Origin of the sequence: Streptomyces rubellomurinus (assembly GCF_000961885.1) — a bacterium.
GTDB lineage: Bacteria > Actinomycetota > Actinomycetes > Streptomycetales > Streptomycetaceae > Kitasatospora > Kitasatospora rubellomurina.
This window is the reverse complement of sequence record NZ_JZKH01000032.1, coordinates 1-20,971: the sequence shown is the minus strand read 5'-3', so window position 1 is coordinate 20,971 and position 20,971 is coordinate 1. Positions and strand designations below refer to the sequence as shown.

General features: G+C 73.8%; 23 protein-coding genes and 2 pseudogenes. 14 read left to right on the top strand and 11 right to left on the bottom strand.

The window, feature by feature from the left end:
* Positions 1-9: 9 nt before the first annotated feature.
* The 3 genes from VM95_RS17320 to VM95_RS17310 all read right to left on the bottom strand — a co-directional run bounded on the left by VM95_RS17320 (position 10) and on the right by VM95_RS17310 (position 2,467).
* Complete coding sequence (locus VM95_RS17320) at positions 10-432, bottom strand: PIN domain-containing protein (RefSeq protein ID WP_045697741.1); 423 nt, start codon at positions 430-432, stop codon at positions 10-12.
* A complete protein-coding gene (locus VM95_RS17315) occupies positions 432-665 on the bottom strand; it encodes a type II toxin-antitoxin system VapB family antitoxin (protein ID WP_045697684.1) in 234 nt (77 codons plus the stop codon). Before VM95_RS17315 ends, VM95_RS17320 begins: the two co-directional genes overlap by 1 nt.
* A gap of 134 nt (positions 666-799) precedes the next feature.
* Positions 800-2,467 (bottom strand): fumarate hydratase, encoded by a 1,668-nt coding sequence (locus tag VM95_RS17310; protein ID WP_045697682.1) that lies wholly within the window; start codon positions 2,465-2,467, stop codon positions 800-802.
* 146 nt (positions 2,468-2,613) lie between these two features.
* Here VM95_RS17310 and VM95_RS17305 point away from each other — a divergent pair, with 146 nt between their 5' ends.
* Together VM95_RS17305 and VM95_RS40405 are read left to right on the top strand one after the other, a co-directional pair.
* Positions 2,614-3,405 carry a DUF1707 SHOCT-like domain-containing protein gene (locus VM95_RS17305; RefSeq protein WP_078860042.1) on the top strand — a complete coding sequence of 264 codons (792 nt, stop codon included), beginning with the start codon at positions 2,614-2,616 and terminating at the stop codon, positions 3,403-3,405.
* Between the two features lie 315 nt (positions 3,406-3,720).
* Positions 3,721-4,134, top strand: a complete 414-nt coding sequence (locus VM95_RS40405; RefSeq protein ID WP_078860052.1) for a WhiB family transcriptional regulator — start codon at positions 3,721-3,723, stop codon at positions 4,132-4,134.
* 94 nt (positions 4,135-4,228) lie between these two features.
* Here the strand turns inward: VM95_RS40405 and glpX are convergent, their stop codons facing one another.
* Positions 4,229-5,269, bottom strand: coding sequence for a class II fructose-bisphosphatase (gene glpX / locus VM95_RS17295; protein WP_045697680.1), 1,041 nt, complete (start codon positions 5,267-5,269; stop codon positions 4,229-4,231).
* Positions 5,270-5,504: 235 nt separating this feature from the next.
* Between glpX and VM95_RS17290 the strand changes: the two genes are divergently transcribed.
* A complete protein-coding gene (locus VM95_RS17290; RefSeq protein WP_045697678.1) occupies positions 5,505-6,020 on the top strand; it encodes a DUF4245 domain-containing protein in 516 nt (171 codons plus the stop codon).
* 77 nt (positions 6,021-6,097) lie between these two features.
* Here the strand turns inward: VM95_RS17290 and VM95_RS17285 are convergent, their stop codons facing one another.
* Complete coding sequence (locus VM95_RS17285; RefSeq protein ID WP_045697677.1) at positions 6,098-6,700, bottom strand: malonic semialdehyde reductase; 603 nt, start codon at positions 6,698-6,700, stop codon at positions 6,098-6,100.
* Between the two features lie 109 nt (positions 6,701-6,809).
* Entirely contained in the window at positions 6,810-7,067 is a 258-nt protein-coding gene (locus VM95_RS17280) for an exodeoxyribonuclease VII small subunit (protein WP_045697675.1), read from the bottom strand.
* A 112-nt stretch (positions 7,068-7,179) separates the two neighbouring features.
* Between VM95_RS17280 and VM95_RS17275 the strand changes: the two genes are divergently transcribed.
* Positions 7,180-7,668 carry a GNAT family N-acetyltransferase gene (locus VM95_RS17275; protein WP_045697673.1) on the top strand — a complete coding sequence of 163 codons (489 nt, stop codon included), beginning with the start codon at positions 7,180-7,182 and terminating at the stop codon, positions 7,666-7,668.
* Positions 7,669-7,678: 10 nt separating this feature from the next.
* Here VM95_RS17275 and xseA read toward each other — a convergent pair whose 3' ends face one another.
* A complete protein-coding gene (gene xseA, locus VM95_RS17270) occupies positions 7,679-8,920 on the bottom strand; it encodes an exodeoxyribonuclease VII large subunit (RefSeq protein WP_045697671.1) in 1,242 nt (413 codons plus the stop codon).
* Between the two features lie 90 nt (positions 8,921-9,010).
* Positions 9,011-10,375 carry an APC family permease gene (locus tag VM95_RS17265; protein ID WP_045697669.1) on the bottom strand — a complete coding sequence of 455 codons (1,365 nt, stop codon included), beginning with the start codon at positions 10,373-10,375 and terminating at the stop codon, positions 9,011-9,013.
* Positions 10,376-10,484: 109 nt separating this feature from the next.
* On the opposite strand from VM95_RS17265, the gene VM95_RS17260 reads away from it, so the two are divergent.
* Together VM95_RS17260 and ppgK are read left to right on the top strand one after the other, a co-directional pair.
* Positions 10,485-11,459: a 4-hydroxy-3-methylbut-2-enyl diphosphate reductase gene (locus VM95_RS17260; protein WP_045697667.1), complete on the top strand. Its 975-nt coding sequence runs from the start codon at positions 10,485-10,487 to the stop codon at positions 11,457-11,459.
* Between the two features lie 128 nt (positions 11,460-11,587).
* The gene (gene ppgK, locus VM95_RS17255) at positions 11,588-12,334 is read left to right on the top strand and encodes a polyphosphate--glucose phosphotransferase (RefSeq protein WP_045697665.1); all 747 of its coding nucleotides are present in this window, start codon (positions 11,588-11,590) and stop codon (positions 12,332-12,334) included.
* A 24-nt stretch (positions 12,335-12,358) separates the two neighbouring features.
* On the opposite strand, the gene VM95_RS17250 is transcribed toward ppgK, so the two are convergent.
* Entirely contained in the window at positions 12,359-12,976 is a 618-nt protein-coding gene (locus tag VM95_RS17250; protein WP_157882131.1) for a DUF6542 domain-containing protein, read from the bottom strand.
* Positions 12,977-13,147: 171 nt separating this feature from the next.
* Here VM95_RS17250 and VM95_RS17245 point away from each other — a divergent pair.
* From VM95_RS17245 to VM95_RS17230, 4 genes and pseudogenes are all read left to right on the top strand, one after another.
* A pseudogene (locus VM95_RS17245) lies at positions 13,148-13,565 on the top strand (VOC family protein).
* Between the two features lie 84 nt (positions 13,566-13,649).
* On the top strand, positions 13,650-14,723 hold the full coding sequence (ychF, locus tag VM95_RS17240) for a redox-regulated ATPase YchF (protein WP_045697663.1): 1,074 nt from the start codon (positions 13,650-13,652) through the stop codon (positions 14,721-14,723).
* Between the two features lie 128 nt (positions 14,724-14,851).
* The gene (locus tag VM95_RS17235) at positions 14,852-15,133 is read left to right on the top strand and encodes a type II toxin-antitoxin system Phd/YefM family antitoxin (protein ID WP_045697662.1); all 282 of its coding nucleotides are present in this window, start codon (positions 14,852-14,854) and stop codon (positions 15,131-15,133) included.
* Positions 15,130-15,384 (top strand): Txe/YoeB family addiction module toxin, encoded by a 255-nt coding sequence (locus VM95_RS17230; protein ID WP_045697660.1) that lies wholly within the window; start codon positions 15,130-15,132, stop codon positions 15,382-15,384. Before VM95_RS17235 ends, VM95_RS17230 begins: the two co-directional genes overlap by 4 nt.
* Before the next feature lie 11 nt (positions 15,385-15,395).
* Here the strand turns inward: VM95_RS17230 and VM95_RS17225 are convergent, their stop codons facing one another.
* The gene (locus VM95_RS17225; protein WP_045697658.1) at positions 15,396-16,064 is read right to left on the bottom strand and encodes an HAD-IA family hydrolase; all 669 of its coding nucleotides are present in this window, start codon (positions 16,062-16,064) and stop codon (positions 15,396-15,398) included.
* A gap of 64 nt (positions 16,065-16,128) precedes the next feature.
* A pseudogene (locus VM95_RS44430) lies at positions 16,129-17,267 on the bottom strand (dihydrofolate reductase family protein).
* Between the two features lie 170 nt (positions 17,268-17,437).
* Between VM95_RS44430 and VM95_RS17210 the strand changes: the two are divergent.
* The 4 genes from VM95_RS17210 to VM95_RS17200 all read left to right on the top strand — a co-directional run bounded on the left by VM95_RS17210 (position 17,438) and on the right by VM95_RS17200 (position 20,672).
* Positions 17,438-18,259, top strand: coding sequence for a methyltransferase domain-containing protein (locus VM95_RS17210; protein WP_045697651.1), 822 nt, complete (start codon positions 17,438-17,440; stop codon positions 18,257-18,259).
* 186 nt (positions 18,260-18,445) lie between these two features.
* The gene (locus tag VM95_RS17205; RefSeq protein ID WP_157882130.1) at positions 18,446-19,903 is read left to right on the top strand and encodes a DUF4190 domain-containing protein; all 1,458 of its coding nucleotides are present in this window, start codon (positions 18,446-18,448) and stop codon (positions 19,901-19,903) included.
* A 169-nt stretch (positions 19,904-20,072) separates the two neighbouring features.
* Positions 20,073-20,237: a hypothetical protein gene (locus tag VM95_RS43300; RefSeq protein ID WP_167352932.1), complete on the top strand. Its 165-nt coding sequence runs from the start codon at positions 20,073-20,075 to the stop codon at positions 20,235-20,237.
* An 18-nt stretch (positions 20,238-20,255) separates the two neighbouring features.
* The gene (locus VM95_RS17200) at positions 20,256-20,672 is read left to right on the top strand and encodes an NUDIX domain-containing protein (RefSeq protein ID WP_045697646.1); all 417 of its coding nucleotides are present in this window, start codon (positions 20,256-20,258) and stop codon (positions 20,670-20,672) included.
* The last annotated feature ends 299 nt before the right edge of the window (positions 20,673-20,971 follow it).

Below are 20,971 nucleotides of genomic sequence, written 5' to 3'. Positions count from 1 at the left end.
CGGCGCCGGTCAGCCTGCGGTCGACCGGCGGATATCTCGTTCTCGGAATTCGGTGACCACCCGGGCCACGGTGGCGAAGTCGTCGTCGAGGTGAAGCACGGTCATGTCGTGGTGGACGGCGGTTCCGGCCAGGAGCAGGTCGGCCAGCCCGGCCGCACGGTGCTGGCCCTTCTGGGTGAGCTTGTACTGAGCGGTGTCGATCCAGTCCCAGATCGCCTTCGGAGCGCTGACGGCCGGGCCGAACAGCGCCGCCAGCTCGTCCTCCAAGTCGTCCCGGTGGGCCGAGTTCCTGGCGGAGAAGAGGATCTCGGTGCGGGTCGACTTGCTGATCCTGATCAGACCGGACTCGATGTGCCCCCGCCACTGCGACCGAAGCCCTCGATCCGACATCAGCCGGACGTAGGCCGAGGTGTCGATCAGGAAGCTGTCGATCATTCGGCTTCCTCGCGCTGTGCCCGCTTGCGGGCCTCGTACACCCGCATCGTCGGCTCGAACTCGCCGGCGGCGGCTCGGTGGGACAGCTTCTCCAGGGCTTCCAGTCTCTTCAGGCGGTTGACGTAGTCGGCGAGGGCATTGTTGATGGTGTCCTTCTTCGTCGTCGCCCCCATCAACCGCATGGCCTCCGCAAGGACGGCGTCATCGACATCGACATTGGTCATGCTCATCAGGCACCTCCATGGGTGATGTGGGTGATCCACCTGCTTTATCCACATTACCCACGAGCGGCGTCCTCGAGACGAGAAACCGCCCCGGCCGCAGGGGCGGCCGGGGCGGTCGTGGGGCGCGTGGGGCGTGCGGGTTACTCCTTGGAGCGGACGCGCAGGTTGGTGATCAGCGGGCCCTCGGTGGTCTCGCGGAAGAAGTCGTTGCCCTTGTCGTCGACGACGATGAAGGCCGGGAAGTCCTCGACCTCGATGCGCCAGACGGCCTCCATGCCGAGCTCGGCGTACTCCAGGACCTCGACCTTCTTGATGCAGTCCTGGGCGAGGCGGGCGGCCGGGCCGCCGATGGAGCCGAGGTAGAAGCCGCCGTGCTGGGCGCAGGCGTCGGTGACCTGCTTGCTGCGGTTGCCCTTGGCGAGCATGACCATGGAGCCGCCGGCGGCCTGGAACTGGTCGACGTAGGAGTCCATCCGGCCGGCCGTGGTGGGGCCGAAGGAGCCGGAGGCGTAGCCCTCGGGGGTCTTGGCCGGGCCCGCGTAGTAGACCGGGTGGTCCTGGAGGTACTTGGGCATGCCCTCGCCGGCGTCCAGGCGCTCCTTGATCTTGGCGTGGGCGATGTCGCGGGCGACGACCAGGGTGCCGGTGAGCGAGAGCCGGGTCTTGACCGGGTACTTGGACAGCTCGGCGCGGATCGCGGACATCGGCTGGTCGAGGTCGATGCGCACCACGTCGTCGTCGAGGTGTTCGTCGGTGGTGTCCGGCAGGTACTTGGCCGGGTCGGTCTCCAGTTGCTCCAGGAAGACGCCCTCGGCGGTGATCTTGCCGAGCGCCTGGCGGTCGGCGGAGCAGGAGACGGCCATGGCGACCGGCAGCGAGGCGCCGTGGCGCGGCAGCCGGACGACGCGGACGTCGTGGCAGAAGTACTTGCCGCCGAACTGGGCGCCGATGCCGATCTTCTGGGTCAGCTCGGTGACCTTGGCCTCCAGCTCCAGGTCGCGGAAGCCGTGGCCGGTCTTGGCGTCGCCCGAGGTCGGCAGGTTGTCCAGGTAGTGCGCGGAGGCGTACTTGGCGGTCTTGAGGGCGTACTCGGCGCTGGTGCCGCCGATCACGATGGCCAGGTGGTACGGCGGGCAGGCGGCGGTGCCGAGGGAGCGGATCTTCTGCTCCAGGAACGAGAGCATGCTCGCCTCGTTCAGGATGGCCTTGGTCTCCTGGTACAGGTACGACTTGTTGGCGGAGCCGCCACCCTTGGCCATGAACAGGAACTTGTAGGCGTCGCCGTCGGTGGCGTACAGCTCGATCTGGGCCGGCAGGTTGTTGCCGGTGTTCTTCTCGTCCCACATGGTCACCGGGGCCATCTGGGAGTAGCGCAGGTTGAGCTTGGTGTACGCGTCGTACGCGCCGCGCGCGATCGACGCCTCGTCCGCACCGGAGGTGAGCACGTTCTGGCCGCGCTTGCCCATCACGATCGCGGTGCCGGTGTCCTGGCACATCGGGAGGATGCCGCCGGCCGAGATGTTGACGTTCTTCAGCAGGTCGAGCGCGACGAAGCGGTCGTTGGGGCTGGCCTCCGGGTCGTCCAGGATGCGGCGCAGCTGGGCGAGGTGGGCGGGGCGCAGGTAGTGCGAGATGTCGTGCATCGCCTCGGCGGTGAGCAGGCGCAGCGCCTCGGGCTCGACCTGGAGGAAGGTGCGGCCGCCGGCCTCGAAGGTGGAGACGCCTTCGGAGGTGAGCTTGCGGTACGGGGTCGGGTCAGCGCCCAGGGGGAGCAGGTCGCTGTACTCGAAGTCTGGCGTGGGAGCCATGGGGGCGGTCCTTAGGTTTCCAGTGATCCGGCTGCGTCGGCGAAGCACCATCCAGGGTAGGACCCGTCGTTCGCGCGCATGCGGACAGGTCGGCCTTGCGTGACCGGGCTCACTCGGGCAGGAGTGCGAGCGACTAGGCTTGGCCCGTGGACAACTCGCCGCCGCAGGACGATCCGGGGCAGCCGTCGGTGCCGGCGCCCGTACCGCTGACCAAGCCCGAATCCCGGCCCGAGCCGCCGCTCCCGCAGGCCCCGGCTCCGCAGGCCCCGGCCCCGCAGACCCCGGCTCCGCACGCCCCGGTGGCGGAGGCGGACCTGCGGGTCTCCGACGCCGACCGCGAGCGGGTCGCCGAACTGCTGCGGGACGCCTACGCCGAGGGCCGGCTGGACGCCGAGGAGCACGCGGAGCGGATCGAGGCCGCGTACCGCGCCAAGACCTTCGGCGAGCTGGCGCCGCTCACCCGGGACCTGCCCACCCACCGGCCGCTCTCCTTCGAGAAGCAGGCCGCCCCGGCGTCGGCGCCCCGCCCGGGGCCCCGGCTGCCGCCCGCGCGCCACGAGGCGCCGTCGATGGTGGCGATCTTCGGCGGCGCGTCCCGCAAGGGCCGCTGGCGGGTGGGTTCGCACCTGCGGGCGTTCGCGGCGTTCGGCGGGGTGGAGATCGACCTCACCGACGCGGTGTTCGAGTCCCCCGAGGTGGAGATCGAGGTGACGGCGCTGTTCGGCGGGGTCGACATCCGGGTGCCGGAGAACGTCAGCCTGCACGGCGGCGGGGTCGGCATCTTCGGCGGGTTCGACGTCAAGGAGCAGACCGCGGCGGACCCGTACGCGCCGGTGGTCCGGGTCAAGGGCGTTGCGGTGTTCGGCGGTTGCGAGGCCAAGCCGCGCCGCGGCAAGAAGATCACCGAGTGGGTGCGCAAGCAACTCGGCTCGGAATAGCGCATGTTGGCTGGAAACAGCGCCCGGCCGGGGTCAACTCCCGGTCGGGCGTTCGGCGTTGCCGTGGGTGCACTCCGTAGCCGATTGCGTGCAGGGTGCATGAATCGGGGTCGGGCGGGGTAGGTCCTTCCGCACATCGCTTCTCGTACGGCTGCGCACCGGAGGCGGCCCGGCGGCCGACCCGAGGGTTGGACAGCGGGGGCTCGCAGCCGGGCAGGGGAGCGTGCCCCCGTGTCCGAGAGCCTCGTCAGGAGTACGGCCGTGCTGCATCCGATCGAGTCCCGCACCACCTCGCCAGTCACCGCCGCGCGGCTGCTGGAGCGCCCCCGCGAGGTCCCGCCCCAGCCGTCGTCGCCGGGCAGTACGGCGGCCGGTGCGCCGGGCGGTGCGGCGGGCGCCTCCGCGGGTGCCGGGGCCGGCGAGGACAACCCCTGGCACACCGGTGCGGCGTGCCGCCGGGACGAGGTGGGGCTGTTCTTCGCGCCGTCGAAGGAGCCCACGGCGGCGCGGCTGGCGCGGGAGGAGCAGGCCAAGCGGGTCTGTGCCCGCTGCCCGGTGCTGCTGGAGTGCCGCGAGCACGCGCTGGCCCAGCCGGAGCCGTACGGCGTGTGGGGCGGGCTGACGGCCGCCGAGCGGCGGGTGGTGCTGGCCCGGCGCCGCCGCCGGGACGCGGAGCTGCGGGAGGCGGCCCGGGTGTCGGCGGCCGCGCGCAGCCGGATAGCCGGGTGAGGCCGGGCCGGAGACCCGGCCCCGACCCGCGGACGTGCCGCGGCCCCGGCGGAGGGGGATTCCGCCGGGGCCGCGAACCGCGTCCTCCCGGGCCTCAGTTGGCGCGGTCGAAGTCGATCGCGCTGTAGGCCCGCAGCTTCGACAGCTTGTGGGTGGAGTGGATCTCGCGGATCGTGCCGCTCTTGGAGCGCATCACCAGCGAGCTGGTGGTGGCCGTCTCGGAGCGGTAGTGCACGCCGCGCAGCAGCTCGCCGTCGGTGATGCCGGTGGCGACGAAGAACACGTTCTCGCCGCTGACCAGGTCGTCGGTGGTGAGCACCCGGTCGAGGTCGTGGCCGGCGTCGATGGCCTTCTGCCGCTCGGCGTCGTCCTTGGGCCACAGCCGGCCCTGGATCACGCCGCCCATGCACTTCATCGCGCAGGCGGCGATGATGCCCTCGGGGGTGCCGCCGACGCCCATCAGCAGGTCGACGCCGGTGCCCTCGCGGGCGGCCATGATGGCGCCCGCCACGTCGCCGTCCGAGATGAACTTGATCCGGGCGCCCGCCTCGCGGATCTCCCGGACCAGGCCGTCGTGGCGCGGGCGGTCGAGGACGACGACGGTGACGTCCTCGACGGCGCTGCCCTTGGCCTTGGCGACCCGGCGGATGTTGACGGCCGCCGGGGCGGTGATGTCGACGAACTCGGCGGCCTCCGGGCCGGCGACCAGCTTGTCCATGTAGAACACGGCGCTGGGGTCGAACATGGTGCCGCGGTCGGCGACGGCCAGCACGGCCACCGCGTTGTTCATGCCCTTGGCGGTCAGCGTGGTGCCGTCCACCGGGTCCACCGCGACGTCGCACTCGGCGCCGGTGCCGTCGCCGACCCGCTCGCCGTTGTAGAGCATCGGCGCCTCGTCCTTCTCGCCCTCGCCGATGACGACCACGCCGTTCATCGAGACGGTCGAGACGAGCGTGCGCATCGCCTTCACGGCGGCGCCGTCCGCTCCGTTCTTGTCGCCGCGGCCGACCCACCGGCCGGCGGCCATCGCGGCCGCCTCGGTGACGCGGACGAGTTCGAGCGCGAGGTTGCGGTCCGGAGCCTCCGGCGCGACCTCCAGGGCACTGGGAAGGTGGTGCGGGTACTGCGTGGTCATCGTCGTTACCTCTCTGTACGCGACGGCCAGTGAGCGCCCGACTACTGCCTGGTCGAACGCCGTGGTGAGGGTCCTGCGATCGTATCTGCCCACGAGATGACTGTCTGTGGCGCGGGTCCCCCTCGGGGTGCGGAATCGGCCGCTTCGTCCGCCTTCACCCGGACGTGGACCCCCTGGTGGCGGCGCCGGTGTGGGGATGGGTCACCATGTGGGGGTGGCTGGAGAGAGCAAGGGCATGAGGGGTCGGCAGAGCGTGCGGGACATGGTCCTGTCGATGCTGGCGGTCGGTTTCGTCGTCGGGGTCGGGTACCTGTTCCTGCCGCACGACGCGGGCAAGGACCCGGTGCACCCGGTCCAGTACCGGGTGGAGGCGGCCTCGGCGAAGCGCGCCGCGCCGTACCAGCTGCTGTCCCCGGAGGGGCTGCCCGACCAGTGGCGCGCCACCTCCGTCAGCTACCAGCCGGCCGCGATCAGCAACGGCAAGGGCAACGCCTGGCACCTGGGCTTCGTGACGCCCTCCGGCCAGTACGCGGCGGTCGAGCAGAGCGACGTCCCGCGCGACGCGCTGCTGGCCGACAAGGTCGCGGGCGGCACGCCGGACGGCAGCGAGCAGGTGGCCGGCCGCACCTGGGACCGGGTGCAGGGCGAGAAGGCCCGCGCGCTGGCCGTCCACGACGGCACCGGGGCGACGGTGCTCACCGGCACCGCCTCCTACGAGGAGCTGGCCGTCCTGGCGCAGGCGCTCAAGTAGGCCCGGCGCTCCCGAGCACGCCGAAGGGCCCGCACCCGGACGAACCGGTGCGGGCCCTTTCGCGTGCGCGGGGCGCGTCAGACGGTGGTGACGACCTCGTCGTAGGACAGGCGCGGGGAGCGCGGGTAGAAGGCGTCCTCGGCCGGCTTGCCGATGTTGACCACGGTCAGCACCGAGTGGTCGCCGTCGCCGAAGAACTCCTTGTTGATGCCCTCGGCGTCGAAGCCGGTCATCGGGCCGGCGGCCAGGCCGGCGGCGCGGATGCCGATGATGAAGTAGGCGGCCTGCAGCGAGGCGTTCAGCGCGGCGGCGCCCTCGCGGACGGCGCGCTCCGAGAAGAAGACGTCCTTGGCCTGCGGGAAGTGCGGGAACAGGGTCGGCAGCTCCTCGTGGAACTCGTTGTCCGCGGCGAGGATGGCGACCAGCGGGGCGGCCGCGGTCTTGGCCTTGTTGCCGTCCGACATGTGCTGGACGAGGCGCTCGCGGCCCTCGGCCGAGCGGACCAGGACGATGCGCAGCGGCGTCTGGTTGAAGGCGGTCGGGCCGTACTTGATCAGGTCGTAGATCGCCTTGACCTGCTCCTCGGAGACCGGCTCGTCGGTGAAGGTGTTGGCGGTGTGGGCCTCGCGGAACAGCAGGTCCTGGGCGGCGGCGTCGAGAACCAGGGCGTCGGTGGTCATGCTTCTGCACCTCATGCGGGAGGGGTGGTCACGGGTTGACCGGCGCGGCCGATCACACCGTCCAACATAGGTGAAGATTCAACGATTCCCCAAGCGAGTGTGACGCGCGTCACATCTCGCCCGGCTCTGCGCCCTCCTCGGCGGCCAGTGCGGCGTCCAGGCGGGCCCGGGCGCCGTCCAGCCAGCGCTGGCAGACCTTCGCCAGCTGCTCGCCACGCTCCCACAGAGCCAGCGACTCCTCAAGGGACGTCCCGCCGTTCTCCAGCTGCCGGACGACCTCCACCAGCGCGTCCCGGGCGTGCTCGTAGCCCAGCGCGTCGTCCGGGGTCGGCGCCGCCGCGCCCTGCTGCTCCTGCTGCTCTGCCATGCGTGCCAGCGTAGGGGCTGGCGCCGACAGGGGCGGCCGCGCGCCGACCGCGGCGGGCCCGCGCCGCGAAACTCGGGTGCACCCGCTCGGCCCCGGCGCTAGCCTCCGCCGCATGACCGAGGTCCGACCCGCCGTCCCCGCCGACGCCGCCGAGCTGGTGCGGCTGCGCAACCTGATGTTCGAGGCGATGCCCGGCATGGCCGCCCTGGCCGGGCCCGGGCCCTGGCAGGCCACCGCCGAGCGGATCCTGCGCGAGCGCCTGGCCGTCCCCGCCGAGCGGCTGACCATGCCGTCGTTCGTGGTCGACGACCCGGAGCGGCCCGGCCGGCTCGCCGCCTGCGCGGTCGGCACGCTGGAGGAGCGGCTGCCCGCACCCGGCAACCCGGAGGGGCGGTTCGGCTTCGTCTTCAACATCTGCACCGACCCCGGCCACCGGCTGCGCGGCTACGGCCGGGCCTGCACCGAGGCGCTGCTGGACTGGTTCGACGGCCGCCGGGTCGGCCGGATCGACCTGCACGCCACCAGCGGCGGCGAGGCGCTCTACCGCAGCCTCGGCTTCGGCGAGCACTCCATCGCGCTGTCCCGCCAGCGCTCCTTCTGAGCGTTCCTGTTCAGCGCTCCCGCTGGTTGGCGGCCCGGTCGGCGGCCGCGGCCACGGCCACGTCGAAGCCGCCGCCCGCCACCCGGGCGTGCAGCCCCTCCCCGGCCGCGACCTGCGCCGGGTCCGTCACCACCGAGCCGTCCGCCCGCTGCAGCACCGCGTAGCCGCGCTCCAGCGTGGCCGCCGGGGAGAGCGCGACCACCCGGGCCAGGGTGTGCCCCAGGTCGCTCTGCGCGTGGTCCAGCCGGTGCCGCAGAGTGCGCCGGGCCCGCTCCAGCAAGCCCTCGACCTCCTGGTGGCGCCCGTCCAGCATCCGGTGCGGGGCGGCCACGGACGGGCGGCTGCGCAGCCCGTCCAGCCCGTGCTGCTCGCGCTCGACCCGGGCCCGCACGTGCCGGCGGGCGCGGTCGCGCAGCTGGCGGACCTTGGCCAGCTCCTCGCCGACGTCCGGGACCACCCGCTTGGCGGCATCGGTCGGCGTCGAGGCCCGCAGGTCGGCGACGAAGTCCAGCAGCGGCTGGTCCGGCTCGTGCCCGATCGCGCTGACCACCGGCGTACGGGCGGCCGCGACCAGCCGCACCAGCCCCTCGTCCGAGAACGGCAGCAGGTCCTCGACGCTGCCGCCGCCCCGCGCCACGATGATCACGTCCACCTCGGGGTGCTCGTCCAGCTCCCGGACGGCCGCGCTCACCCGCTCCACCGCGCTCACCCCCTGCACCGGGACGTTGCGCACCTCGAACCGGACGGCCGGCCAGCGCCGCCGGGCGTTCTCCAGCACGTCCCGCTCGGCCGCCGAGCCCCGCCCGGTGACCAGCCCGACGCACTGCGGCAGGAACGGCAGCCGCTGCTTGCGCCCCTCCGCGAACAGCCCCTCCGCGGCGAGCCGCCGCTTCAGCTGCTCCAGCCGGGCCAGCAGCTCGCCCAGGCCCACCGGCCGGATCTCCGCGGCCCGCAGCGACAGCTGCCCGCGCGCCGCGTACCACTCCGGCTTGGCGTGCACGACGACCCGCGCGCCCTCCTGCACGACGTCGGCGACCTGGTCGAACACCGAGCGGAAGCAGGTCACCGTGAGCGACACGTCCGCCTGCGGGTCGCGCAGGGTCAGGAACACCACGCCCGCCCCGGGCCGCCGGCTGAGCTGGGTGATCTGCCCCTCCACCCACACCGCGCCGAGCCGGTCGATCCAGCCGCCGATCAGCGCGGAGACCTTGCCGACCGGGAGCGGGGCTTCGGGGGAGCTGGAGTTGGCCATGCGTACGAGGCTAGCGGCGCGCGCCGACACCGGTGGGACGCCCGGCTGGCGCCGGTGGGACGCCCGGTGGCTGTCGGCTACCGCCGCCGACTACCGCCGCCGGCCGACCGGCCCCGTCCCCTGGGCGCCGAGCACCACCAGGCCGACCGCCAGCCAGGCCAGCCCGACCAGCTGCGCCGTGGTCGAGGCCTCGTACACGACCGCGCCGATCACCGCGATGCCCAGCACCGGCACGGCCAGGTGCCGCAGCCGGTCCCGGGAGCCGTGCCGCACCGTGTACCAGCCGACCACCGAGGCGTGCAGCAGCGCGAAGGCGGCCAGCGCGCCCACGTTCACCACCGAGGTGAGCCGGTCCAGCCCGTCGTCCCGCTCGGCCGCCCAGACCGCCGCGGCCATGGTGACCGCCGCGGCCGCCAGCAGCGCCCGGCGCGGCACCGCGCTGGCCGGGTCGATCGCGCCGAGCGCGCGCGGCAGCCGCCCGTCCCGGGCCATCGCGTAGACCAGCCGCCCGGCCGCCGCCTGCCCGGCCAGCGCCGCGAACGCCGCGCCGATCGCCTTGCTCGCCGCCACCAGCACGTGCAGCCAGTGCCCGATCCCGCTCTCCACCGTGTCGTAGAAGGCCGAGCCCTGCGCGGCGGGGTCGGCGGCCAGCCGCTGCGGCGCCGTCGGCGCCAGCAGCGCCGCCAGGTAGGTCTGCGCGACGAACAGCACCCCGGCCAGCGCCAGGCACCACAGCACCGCCTTCGCCACCGCCGCCGAGGCGCCGACCGCCTCCTCGACGAAGGTGGCGATCGCGTCGAAGCCCAGGTAGGAGAGCACCGCGACGGACACCGCCGAGACCACCGCGGTGAGCGAGAAGCCGCCGACCGCGGTGAACGGGGTGTCCCAGCCGCGCCGCGCGCCGCCCTGGGCCAGCGCCACCACGGCGGCGGCCGTGAACACCAGCAGCACCGCGATCTCCAGCGCCAGCACCGCGAAGCCGACCACCGCCGCCGTGCGCACCCCGACCAGGTTGAGCGCCGTGGTGACGAGCACCGCGAGCGCCGTCCACAGCCAGCGCGACACGTCCGGCACCAGCGAGTGCAGCGCGATCCCGGCGAACAGGTAGGCCACCGCGGGGATCAGGACGTAGTCGAGCATCGCCATCCACCCGGCGAGGAAGCCCGCCCCCTCGCCCAGCCCCGCCCGGGCGTAGGCGAACACCGAGCCGGTCTGCGGCACCGCGCGCACCATCTGCGCGTACGAGTAGGCGGTCAGTCCCATCGCCACCGTCGCGGCCAGGTAGACCGCGGCGACGGCGCCGTGGCTCCGGGCGTCCAGCACGCCGAACACGCCGACCGGGGCCATCGGGGCGATGAACAACAGCCCGTAGACCATCAGGTCGCGCACGCCCAGGCTGCGGCGCAGGCCGCTCGGGCCCGGCTGCTCGTTCGTCGCGCTCGTGGACACGCTCATGGACACCAGATTCGATCACCGGTGACCGGTTCCGCCCGGGAAGTTCCGCCAGTCGGTGCCGCCCGGCGCCGCGACCGGCGCGGCCCGCCGCCGCCCGTACGATGGAGCCATGTCGAATTCCGCGCAGCGCCGTGTCCTGCTCGCCGCCCCCCGGGGCTACTGCGCGGGCGTCGACCGCGCCGTGATCGCCGTCGAGAAGGCCCTGGAGCAGTACGGGGCCCCGATCTACGTCCGCAAGCAGATCGTCCACAACAAGTACGTGGTGCAGACCCTGGAGAAGCAGGGCGCGATCTTCGTCGACGAGACGGAAGAGGTGCCCGAGGGCTCGATCGTGGTCTTCTCCGCGCACGGTGTCGCGCCGTCCGTCCACGACGAGGCGAAGGCCGGCAAGCTCGCCACCATCGACGCCACCTGCCCGCTGGTCACCAAGGTGCACAAGGAGGCCGTGCGCTTCGCCGACGAGGGCTTCGACATCCTGCTCGTCGGCCACGAGGGCCACGAGGAGGTCATCGGCACCATGGGCGAGGCCCCGGACCGCATCCACCTGGTGGACGGCGCCGAGGACGTCGCGCAGGTGAAGGTCCGGGACGAGTCCAAGGTCGTCTGGCTGTCCCAGACCACGCTGTCCGTGGACGAGACCATGGCCACCGTCGGCGAGCTGAAGAAGCGCTTCCCGGCGCTGGTCAGCCCGCCCAGCGACGACATCTGCTACGCCACCCAGAACCGCCAGGTCGCCGTCAAGCAGCTGGCCGAGGAGACCGACCTGCTGATCGTGGTCGGCTCGAAGAACTCCTCCAACTCCGTCCGCCTGGTCGAGGTCGGCCTGGAGTACGGCGCCAAGGCCGCCCACCTGGTGGACTTCGCCGAGGAGATCCGGGAGGAGTGGCTGGAGGGCGTCACCACGGTCGGCCTGACCAGCGGCGCCTCGGTGCCGGAGATCCTGGTCGACGGCGTGCTGGAGTGGCTGGCCGCGCGCGGCTACGACACCGTCGAGACGGTCAAGACCGCCGAGGAGCACCTGACCTTCTCGCTGCCCAAGGAACTGCGCCGCGACCTGCGCGCCGAGGCCGCGGGCAAGCTGTAGACCGCCGCCGAGGAACCCGGTGTCCGTACGGGCACCGGGTTTTTCGCTGTGCGGGCCCGCTCCGGCTCTCGTAGTTTTGTGCACAGGCTGTGGACAGACGGGTGCACGGGTCGCGGAGGGTGGTCGTGATGACGGCGGTATTCGGCGTGGACATCGGCGGTTCGGGGATCAAGGGCGCCCCGGTCGACCTCGCCCGGGGCGCGCTCGCCGAGGAGCGGTACAAGGTGCTCACCCCGCAGCCGTCCGCGCCCGAGGCCGTCGTCGCGGCCGTCCGCGAGGTGGTGCGCCACTTCGACCACCAGGGCCCGGTCGGGCTGACCTTCCCCGGCGTCGTCGTCGGCGGCCGCACCAGGACGGCGGCCAACGTGGACAAGGGCTGGATCGGCCTGGACGCCGCGGGCCTGTTCCGCGAGGCGCTGGACCTGCCCGCGACCGTCCTCAACGACGCCGACGCGGCCGGGATCGCCGAGACCGCGCACGGCGCCGGGCGGGGCGAGCAGGGCGTCGTCCTGGTGCTCACCTTCGGCACCGGCATCGGCAGCGCGCTCTTCGTCGACGGCGCGCTGGTGCCCAACACCGAGCTCGGCCACCTGGAACTGCGCGGCAAGGACGCCGAGCGCCGGGCCTCCTCGGCCGCCAAGGAGCGCCACGGGCTGAGCTGGGAGCAGTGGGCCGGGCGGGTCGACGAGTACCTGGACCTGGTGGAGATGCTCTTCTCGCCGCAGCTGATCGTGATCGGCGGCGGGGTGAGCCGCAAGCACGAGAAGTTCCTGCCGCGGCTGCGCGAGCGCGAGGCGCGGGTGGTGCCGGCCGAGCTGCGCAACGACGCGGGCATCGTCGGGGCCGCCATGGCGGCGGCCCGGGCTGCCGACTGAGGGCCCGCTACCGCTGAGGGCCCGCTACCGCGCGCGGTGGATCCGGCGCTGGGCGACGAAGCGGGCCAGCACGATCAGCGCGGCCAGCCCGGTGCCGGAGAACAGCCAGCCGGCCCGCAGCGCCAGCCCGGTCGCCAGCGCCACCACCTGGGCGGTGACACCCGAGGAGTTGACGGGCGCGAGCAGCAGCAGCGCCGCCGCGAAGGCGATCGGCCCGCTGATCGGCGCGGCCAGCAGGTCGGCGTAGCGGACCCGGACGGCCAGCTGGAAGCAGACCACCAGGTAGCCGACCCCGAACAGCCAGCCGAGGCCGTCGAACAGCAGCCGGTCCACGCCCGCGACGGCGAGCGTGGCCAGCACCGCGACCACGCCGGTGCCGACCGCCGTCAGCCGGGTCGGCCGCCCGGTCCGCCGCCGCCCGTACAGCGCGGCGTCGCCGCGTCCGCGCAGCGGCAGGCGCAGCCGCAGCCGGGGGGTGGCCGGGCGGGCGGCGGGCTGGCCGGCCACCGGGCGCAGCCGGGAGGCGGCGGCGGCGGGGGCTCCCTCGGGAGCCCGGCCGGGACCGGGGACGGAGGCCCCTGCCGCGCCGCTGCGCGGACGACGTCTGGGCCCTGGCGGCTGGGTACGGGTGCTCTGCTCCACCCGCCCAACGTACGGTCCGATCATCGCCACACTGTGTAATGGACCGTTCAGGTCTTGATCCGTGTCTCCGGAAGGCGTACTCCTGTGATCGTCATTCGGGGGGCTGACCTGCCCGGCCGAGTCGACACACCATGATCATCGGATGACCGCACGACCGTACGGGGGGCCGTCATGACCACCGAGACCGCGGACTTCGCCTTCGAACGCCTGGACCACTTCCAGCTCGACATCCCGGCCGGCGCCGAGGACGAGTGCCGGGCCTTCTGGGTCGGCGTCCTCGGCATGACCGAGCTGGCGAAGCCGCCGGTGCTCGCGGCGCGCGGCGGCTGCTGCCAGCCCTGATTCGGCGGGGCGCGGCGACGGCGTCGAGGTCCACCTCGGCGTCACCCCCGACTTCCGCCCGTCCGTCAAGGGCCACCCCGGCATCCTGGTCCGCTCCCTGGACGCCCTCGCCGCCCGCCTCACCGCGCACGGCCACGAGGTGACCTGGGACGACAACCTGCCCGACCACCGCCGCTTCTACGCCGCGGACAAGCTGGGCAACCGGCTGGAGTTCCTGGAGCCGCGGGCGGCGTCGACCGAGGCGTGAGCGCGGCTTGGGGCTGCCCGTAGACTTGGGGGTCGGCCCGTACGGTGCCGACCCAACTCCTCCAAGCCCACGGGACTGCGCTTCATGTCGCTCACGATCGGAATCGTCGGCCTGCCGAACGTCGGCAAGTCGACCCTGTTCAACGCCCTGACCAAGAACGACGTGCTGGCGGCCAACTACCCGTTCGCCACCATCGAGCCGAACGTCGGCGTCGTCGGCGTCCCGGACGAGCGGCTGACCAAGCTCGCCGAGATCTTCGGCTCGCAGCGCATCCTCCCGGCCACCGTCGACTTCGTCGACATCGCCGGCATCGTGCGCGGTGCCAGCGAGGGCGAGGGCCTGGGCAACAAGTTCCTCGCGAACATCCGCGAGTCGGACGCGATCTGCCAGGTCGTGCGGGCCTTCACCGACCCCGACGTGGTGCACGTGGACGGCAAGGTGTCGCCCAAGGACGACATCGACACCATCCACACCGAGCTGATCCTGGCCGACCTCCAGACCATCGAGAAGGTCCTGCCCCGGCTCCAGAAGGAGGCGCGCCTCAAGAAGGACACCGCCCCCGTCCTGGCCGCCGCCGAGGCCGCGCAGGCCGTCCTGGAGACCGGCAAGACCCTCTTCGAGGCCGGTTTCGACACCACCCCGATCCGCGAGCTCCACCTCCTCACCGCCAAGCCCTTCCTCTACGTCTTCAACGTGGACGAGGCCGAGCTGGCCGACGAGGACTTCAAGAACGCCCAGCGCGAGCTGGTCGCCCCGGCCGAGGCGATCTTCCTCAATGCCAAGATCGAGTCCGAGCTGATCGAGCTGGACGACGCCGAGGCCCTCGAGCTCCTCCAGTCCATGGGCCAGGACGAGCCCGGCCTCGCCACCCTCGCCCGGGTCGGCTTCGACACCCTCGGCCTGCAGACCTACCTCACGGCCGGCCCCAAGGAAGCCCGCGCCTGGACCATCAAGAAGGGCGCCACCGCCCCCGAGGCCGCCGGTGTCATCCACACCGACTTCCAGAAGGGCTTCATCAAGGCCGAGGTCATCGCCTTCACCGACCTGGTCGAGACCGGCTCCACCGCCGAGGCCCGCGCCAAGGGCAAGGCCCGCATCGAGGGCAAGGAATACATCATGCAGGACGGCGACGTCGTGGAGTTCCGCTTCAACGTCTGAGCGGCCTGACGGCAGTGCCTCGTCGAGGGGCCGGACTCCACCGGAGTCCGGCCCCTCGACGGCGTTCCGGTTCGACCGCGACCCGGAGTGGTACGTTATCCGGTACCACTTGTGGAGGGAGATGCCTCATGTCCATCACCGCGAGCGAGGCCCGCAGGGATCTGTTCCCGCTGATCAAGCAGGTCAACGAGGACCACGACGCGATCGAGATCGTCTCCAGGCACGGGAACGCCGTGCTGATGTCCGCCGAGGACTACGCGGCCCTGCGCGAGGGCTCGTACCTGCTGCGCTCGCCCGCCAACGCGCGCCGGCTGCTGAAGGCCTACGAGAACGCCCTGGGCCGGACCAACCTCGCCGAGCGTGCGCTGATCGACCCCGATGCCGCCGACGCCGGGCAGGCCGACGCGTGAGGCTGGTCTTCGAGGAGCAGGGCTGGGAGGACTACACGTCCTGGCTCAAGCACGACCGCAAGATGCTCGCGCGGCTCAACAAGCTCATCGAGGACACCCTCCGTGACCCGTTCACGGGGATCGGGAAGCCCGAGCCGCTGAAGTACCACCTGCCCGGCGCCTGGTCGCGGCGCATCGACGACGAGCACCGCCTCGTCTACCTCGTTGGCCACGACGAGATCATCGTCCTGGCCGCCCGCTACCACTACTGAGCGCTCGCCCGTCAGGGGTGGAGGGTGAGCGTCAGGGTGCCGTCCGGGTGGGGGGTGACGGTGACGGTGTCGAGGGTGGGGGTGTGGGCGTCCGGGTGGTGGGGGACGGCGCGGGGGCCGATGCCGAGGACGGGGATGCCGGCGGCGCGGGCGGCGGCGATGCCGGCGCCGGAGTCCTCCAGGGCGAGGCAGTCGGCGGGGGCGAAGCCGAGGGTGGCGGCGCCCTTGAGGAAGCCCTCGGGGTCGGGCTTGCTGGCGCCCACGGATTCGGCGGTGACCAGGACCGGCGGCAGCGGGAGGCCGGCGGCGGCCATCCGGATGCGGGCGAGCGCCAGGTCGGCGGAGGTGACCAGGGCGTGCGGCAGGCCGGCCAGGGCGGCGAGGAAGGCGGGCGCGCCCGGGACGGGGACGACGCCCTCGGTGTCGGCGCGCTCCTCGGCGAGCATCCGCTCGTTCTCGGCGAGGTTGACCTCCATCGGGCGGTCCGGGAGGAGGGCGGCCATGGTCGCGTGGCCCTGGCGGCCGTGGACGACCTCCAGTGCCGCGACGGGGTCGAGGCCGTGCCGCACGGCCCAGGCGCTCCAGCAGCGCTCGACCACGGCGTCGGAGTTGACCAGGGTGCCGTCCATGTCGAGGAGGAGGGCGCGGGTGGTCAGCCGGATGGGGGTGGCGGCGGGCATGGGTGGCTCCTTGGGGGCCTCGGCGGCAGAAGACGAGTCTTTTGTATCTAAATGATACAAAAGATCATCCGAGCAGGTGGGCGTTGACCGCCCGGGCCTCCTCCGCCAGCTCCGGCAGCTCCACCACCTCGACCCCGGCCGCCGTCAGCAGCGCGGCGCCCTGGCAGTCGGTGACGAACAGGTCCGGCTCCCGCCAGGCGACCACCACCCGCGGCACACCGGCCGCGATCAGCAGCCGGGCGCACGGCCGCGGCCGTGAGGCGCGCCGGCCGCAGGGCTCCAGGCTGCTGTAGACGGTCGCGCCGCGCAGCTGCGGGTCGCCGGCCGGGAGCTTGGCCAGGGCCGCCTCCTCGGCGTGGTCGTGCGGGTCCGTCTCCCGGCTGAAGCCCTCGGCCAGCACCGTGCCGTCCGCGCCGACGATCACCGCGCCGACCGAGAAGGCCGTGGTGGAGGGCGGGCAGCGGCGGGAGAGCTCGACGGCCCGGCGCAGGTGGGCGAGGTCGGCGGCGGGGCTGGTCACGGGGCGGGCTCCTTCGGGGCGTACCTGAGCAGGACGACGTCGCCCACGGTACGTGCCTCCAGCAGCCGCATCCGCCGGGTCGGGCCGCCCGGGAACGCCGCCGGGCCGACGAACCTCGGCGCCCCGGCCTGCCCGACCAGCAGCGGGGCGACGGCCAGGTGCAGCTCGTCCGCGAGGCCCCGGGCGAGGAACTGGGTGTGCACCCCGCCGCCGCCCTCGACCATCAGCCGGCGCACGCCGCGCGCGCCCAGGTCGTCCAGCACCGCGCCGAGGTCGACCGCCGGGCCGAGCGCGGCCACCTCGGCCAGTCCGTCCAGCCGGGGGCGCAGCGCCGCCGCCCCGGCGTCGGTGCTGTAGACGAGCTTGGCGCCGCCGGTGTGCCAGAACCGCAGGCCGGCGTCGAGCGCGCCGCTCGCGCTGAGCGTCACCTTCAGCGGGTGCTCGGGGCGGCCCGCGGCGAGCCGGGCGGCCCGCCGCGCCGGGGAGTTGACGAGCAGGCGGGGGTTGTCGGTGCGCAGGGTGTTGCCGCCGACCAGGATCGCGTCGGCGGCCGCGCGCTCCTCGTCGACCCGGTCGAAGTCGGCGGCGTTGGAGAGCAGCAGGCGGTCGGGGGAGGCGTCGTCGAGGTGGCCGTCGAGCGACATGGCGGCGCTGAGCAGGACGAAGGGGCGCTGGCCGGGCATGGGCGGGACCGTTCTCTCGGGTGGGTCCACGGTACGGCGGGCGGGTGCCGGGCGGTTGCCGCTCGGTCGGAATGTGAGACGAATCTTCTCGTGATGTGGAACGTGGGCTAGCGTCGGAACGGCCCGAGAAGCCGTCGAGCCGGACGCCGAGCACCCAGCAGGGGGACCGCATGACCGCACCGAAGCCCGCCGCCGCCGTCTACACCCACGGCCACCAGGAGGCGGTGCTGCGCTCGCACCGTTCCCGCACCGCCGCCGACTCGGCCGGCTACCTGCTGCCCGAACTGCGGCCCGGGCAGGCCCTGTTGGACGTCGGCTGCGGACCCGGCACGATCACCGCGGACCTGGCCGAGCTGGTCGGCCCGCAGGGGCGGGTGGTGGCCGTGGACGCCTCCGCCGAGGTGCTGGCCCGGGCCGCCGAGCACGTCGCCGGGCGCGGGCTCGCGAACGTCGCCTTCGAGTGCGCGGACGTCCACCGACTGCCGTACCGGGACGGTGAGTTCGACGTGGTGCACGCCCACCAGACGCTGCAGCACGTGGCCGACCCGGTGGCCGCGCTGCGCGAGCTGCGCCGGGTGACGGCGCCCGGCGGGGTGGTCGCGGTCCGTGACGTCGACTACGCGTCGATGACCTGGTACCCCGAAGTGCCCGAGCTGGGGCGCTGGTTGGAGCTGTACCGGCAGGTCGCCCGGGCCAACGGCGGTGAACCGGATGCCGGCCGGCGGCTGCTGTCCTGGGCCCGCGCCGCCGGCTTCGCCGAGGTGACCGCGAGTGCCACCACCTGGACCTTCGCGACGCCCGAGCGGCGCGACTGGTGGGGCGGGATGTGGGCGGACCGGGTCACCGGCACCGCGTTCGGACGGACGGCGGTGGAACGGGGCTTCGCCGACCGGGCGGAGCTGGAGCGGATCGCGGCCGGCTGGCGGGAGTGGAGCGCCGCCGGGGACGGCTGGTTCGCCATGCTGCACGGCGAGATCCTGGCGCGCGGGTGATCGGCCGGGGAGGCCGGGTGGGCGACCGCCGGAAATGGCGCGGCGGATCGTCGGAATGATCGGATAGAGTCGCGCGGCCGCTCGAATCCGGGCCGGTTCGGGTCCGTCCGACCGGCTGGTGCGGAGCGGCCGATGAGTCGAACTGCCGGAGCCGATGCCCGTCGCGGCGGGGTGGGGGAGTCCAAGGTGTCGAAGTCCGAGCTGCCGGAGCCGGGGCCGGAGTCGCCCGCCGGGGAAGCCGCGACGGAACGCGAGCAGGAACGCGGTCCGGCGCCCGAGTCGGCCTCGGCGCGGGAGGAACGCGACCCGCGGATCGACCTCCTGAAGGCCCCGGCGGAGCCCGAGTCCGCCTCGGAGCCCGAGGCGCCCGCCCAGCCCGAGGCCCCCGGGACCCCCGAGGCACCCCCCGCCCCGCCGCAGGCCGCCGCCCCCTTCCCCTCCGCCGCCCCGCCGCAGCCGCCGCCCCCGCCGCTGCCCGCCGGAGGCTGGGCCTCGGTGCCGCCCTCGGCCGTGTCCGGCCTCCAGCCGGCTCCGCACCCGCCCGCGCCGCACGGCAACCCGTACCCGTACCCGTACCCGTACCCGCCGGCCGCCCCCTCCCCCGCGCCGACCAACGGCCTCGCGGTGGCCGCGCTGGTGACCGGCCTGGTGCTGGCCGCGCCGGTGGCGCTGGTCCTCGGCATCGTCGCGCTGACCCAGATCAAGCGCCGCCGGGAGCACGGCTTCGGCATGGCCGTGGCGGGCGTGGTGCTCGGCGCGGTCGGCACGGTGGTCATGTCGCTCGTCCTGGGCGCCGGGGACTTCAGCCCGCGGCACGACGACGACCTCGCCCGCAGCGGCGGCGGGAAGGCTCCGGCCGGCGCCGTGCACTGGTCCGAGCTGAAGGCCGGGGACTGCTACAACGACACCGGCGACGGCGTCGTGGCCAACCCGGGCGGCGACGACACGGTGTACTGGGTGCGCCGGGTGCCCTGCGCGGAGCCGCACCACGGCGAGGTGGCCGGCGGCACCGACTTCCCCACGGCGGACGGCTCGTCCTTCCCGGGCGAGACGGTGCTCCGCTCCCGCGCCGCCGAGCTGTGCCGCCCGGTGCTCGACGAGTACGCGCTCGACCAGTGGGCCGTGCCGGACGGCATGGACGACGTCTACCTCTACCCGACCCGGACCACCTGGGGCCGCGGCGACCGGCGCGTCACCTGCGCCTTCGAGGACCGCGACGAGCAGCACGTGGGGACGGTCCGCACCGACCGGCGCAGTCTGACCGCCGCCCAGCTGGCCTACCTGGAGGCCGCCCGCGGCTTCAACCGGGCCACCGCCGACCAGCCGTCGAAGGACCCGTCCGCCGCCCCCGCCGAGTACCGGGACTGGGCCCGGCGGATGGCCAACGCCTGCCGGGCCGAGGCCACCGCGCTGGACAAGCCCTCGGTGGCCTGGCCGGCCGAGGTCGCCCCGAAGGTCGCCAAGCTGGCCGCGGCCAAGGAGCAGGCGGCCGGCGCCTGGAGCGACGCGGCCTCCGGCACCGACCTGCCCGGCGACATCCGCCGGGCCGAGGGGCTGCAGGTGAAGTCGATGGCGCTCAACGCGGAGATCCGGCGCGGGCTGGGCCTGTCCACCGGCGAGCAGGTGCCCGACCTGCGGGTCTGACGCGGGCCCGCCGCCCCGCCCCAGGGTTACTCAGCGTTAACACCATCCGTACCTGCCGGTAGCTCGCCGGGCGTAGGGTCACGGGCGCGGCCCCGGCCCGACCCCCACGCGGGCCGGGGCCGTACGGGCCCCGACTCCCACCGCGGGCCGGGGCCCGTACGCTGGCGCCATGGGCAGCCACCGCGTGATGCGGCAGGACGACAACGGCAACCGCTTCCTGGTCGCCGAGGGGCTCGAACGGGCCGAAGCGGAGCGCCTGGCCGCCGAGTTCGAGGCCCGCGGCCACAAGCAGCTCTACTGGGTGGAGGCGGACGCGGAAGGCGCCGACAGCTGAGACCGTAGGGTTCGGGGCATGGACGAAGCCCCCGAGCAGCCCCCCGCCCCCCGGATCGTCGTCGGCGGCGCGCTGGTCCACCAGGGCCGGGTGCTGGCCGCCCGGCGCAGCACGCCCGCGGCGGTGGCCGGGCGCTGGGAGTTCCCCGGCGGCAAGGCCGAGCCGGGCGAGACCGAGGCGCAGGCGCTGGAGCGCGAGCTGCTGGAGGAGCTGGGCGTACGGGCCCGGGCGCTGAGCCGGCTGCCCGGCGCGTGGACCGTGCGCCCCGGCCTGGAGCTGCGGTTCTGGACCGCCGAGCTGCTGGCCGGCGAGCCGCGCCCGCTCCAGGAGCACGACGAGCTGCGCTGGCTGGGCCCGGACGAACTGGACGCCGTCGACTGGATCGGCCACGACCGCGAGGTCCTGCCGCACGTCGCCCCCCTGCTGCACCCCTGACGACCGCGACGGCGAACGGCACCCGGCGGCCCGGCGACGCGCAGACCGCCCGGGTCGGTCAATCGGACAAGAGGACGCGGGACCCGGGATAGCCTGGGCCCCGCTGGGTATGTCACTATTCGGCCCAATTCGTCACCATCGGTGAGCCGCCCCCCAGCCGGCGGCGCCGATCCCGACCAGAGCCGGAGGCCTCGACGGTGCCGAGTACCGGGAGCGGTCGCGGGGGAGAGCGGCGGGCAGGCATCGCGGGGAGCGCCGCCGCCCGCGCCCGGCTGCGCCGGGGCACCCGCCCCGGCACC

Bases quoted from the DNA above. Each gene is read 5' to 3' on its own strand.
- ppgK (WP_045697665.1), top strand. From the start codon at position 11,588: ATGACGGCGGTATTCGGCGTGGACATCGGCGGTTCGGGGATCAAGGGC.
- VM95_RS17310 (WP_045697682.1), bottom strand. From the start codon at position 2,467: ATGGCTCCCACGCCAGACTTCGAGTACAGCGACCTGCTCCCCCTGGGC.
- VM95_RS17225 (WP_045697658.1), bottom strand. From the start codon at position 16,064: ATGCCCGCCGCCACCCCCATCCGGCTGACCACCCGCGCCCTCCTCCTC.
- VM95_RS17260 (WP_045697667.1), top strand. From the start codon at position 10,485: ATGTCGAATTCCGCGCAGCGCCGTGTCCTGCTCGCCGCCCCCCGGGGC.
- VM95_RS17315 (WP_045697684.1), bottom strand. From the start codon at position 665: ATGAGCATGACCAATGTCGATGTCGATGACGCCGTCCTTGCGGAGGCC.
- VM95_RS17290 (WP_045697678.1), top strand. From the start codon at position 5,505: ATGAGGGGTCGGCAGAGCGTGCGGGACATGGTCCTGTCGATGCTGGCG.
- VM95_RS17275 (WP_045697673.1), top strand. From the start codon at position 7,180: ATGACCGAGGTCCGACCCGCCGTCCCCGCCGACGCCGCCGAGCTGGTG.
- VM95_RS17235 (WP_045697662.1), top strand. From the start codon at position 14,852: ATGTCCATCACCGCGAGCGAGGCCCGCAGGGATCTGTTCCCGCTGATC.
- xseA (WP_045697671.1), bottom strand. From the start codon at position 8,920: ATGGCCAACTCCAGCTCCCCCGAAGCCCCGCTCCCGGTCGGCAAGGTC.
- VM95_RS17210 (WP_045697651.1), top strand. From the start codon at position 17,438: ATGACCGCACCGAAGCCCGCCGCCGCCGTCTACACCCACGGCCACCAG.
- VM95_RS17200 (WP_045697646.1), top strand. From the start codon at position 20,256: ATGGACGAAGCCCCCGAGCAGCCCCCCGCCCCCCGGATCGTCGTCGGC.
- VM95_RS43300 (WP_167352932.1), top strand. From the start codon at position 20,073: ATGGGCAGCCACCGCGTGATGCGGCAGGACGACAACGGCAACCGCTTC.
- VM95_RS17280 (WP_045697675.1), bottom strand. From the start codon at position 7,067: ATGGCAGAGCAGCAGGAGCAGCAGGGCGCGGCGGCGCCGACCCCGGAC.
- ychF (WP_045697663.1), top strand. From the start codon at position 13,650: ATGTCGCTCACGATCGGAATCGTCGGCCTGCCGAACGTCGGCAAGTCG.
- glpX (WP_045697680.1), bottom strand. From the start codon at position 5,269: ATGACCACGCAGTACCCGCACCACCTTCCCAGTGCCCTGGAGGTCGCG.
- VM95_RS17265 (WP_045697669.1), bottom strand. From the start codon at position 10,375: ATGAGCGTGTCCACGAGCGCGACGAACGAGCAGCCGGGCCCGAGCGGC.
- VM95_RS17285 (WP_045697677.1), bottom strand. From the start codon at position 6,700: ATGACCACCGACGCCCTGGTTCTCGACGCCGCCGCCCAGGACCTGCTG.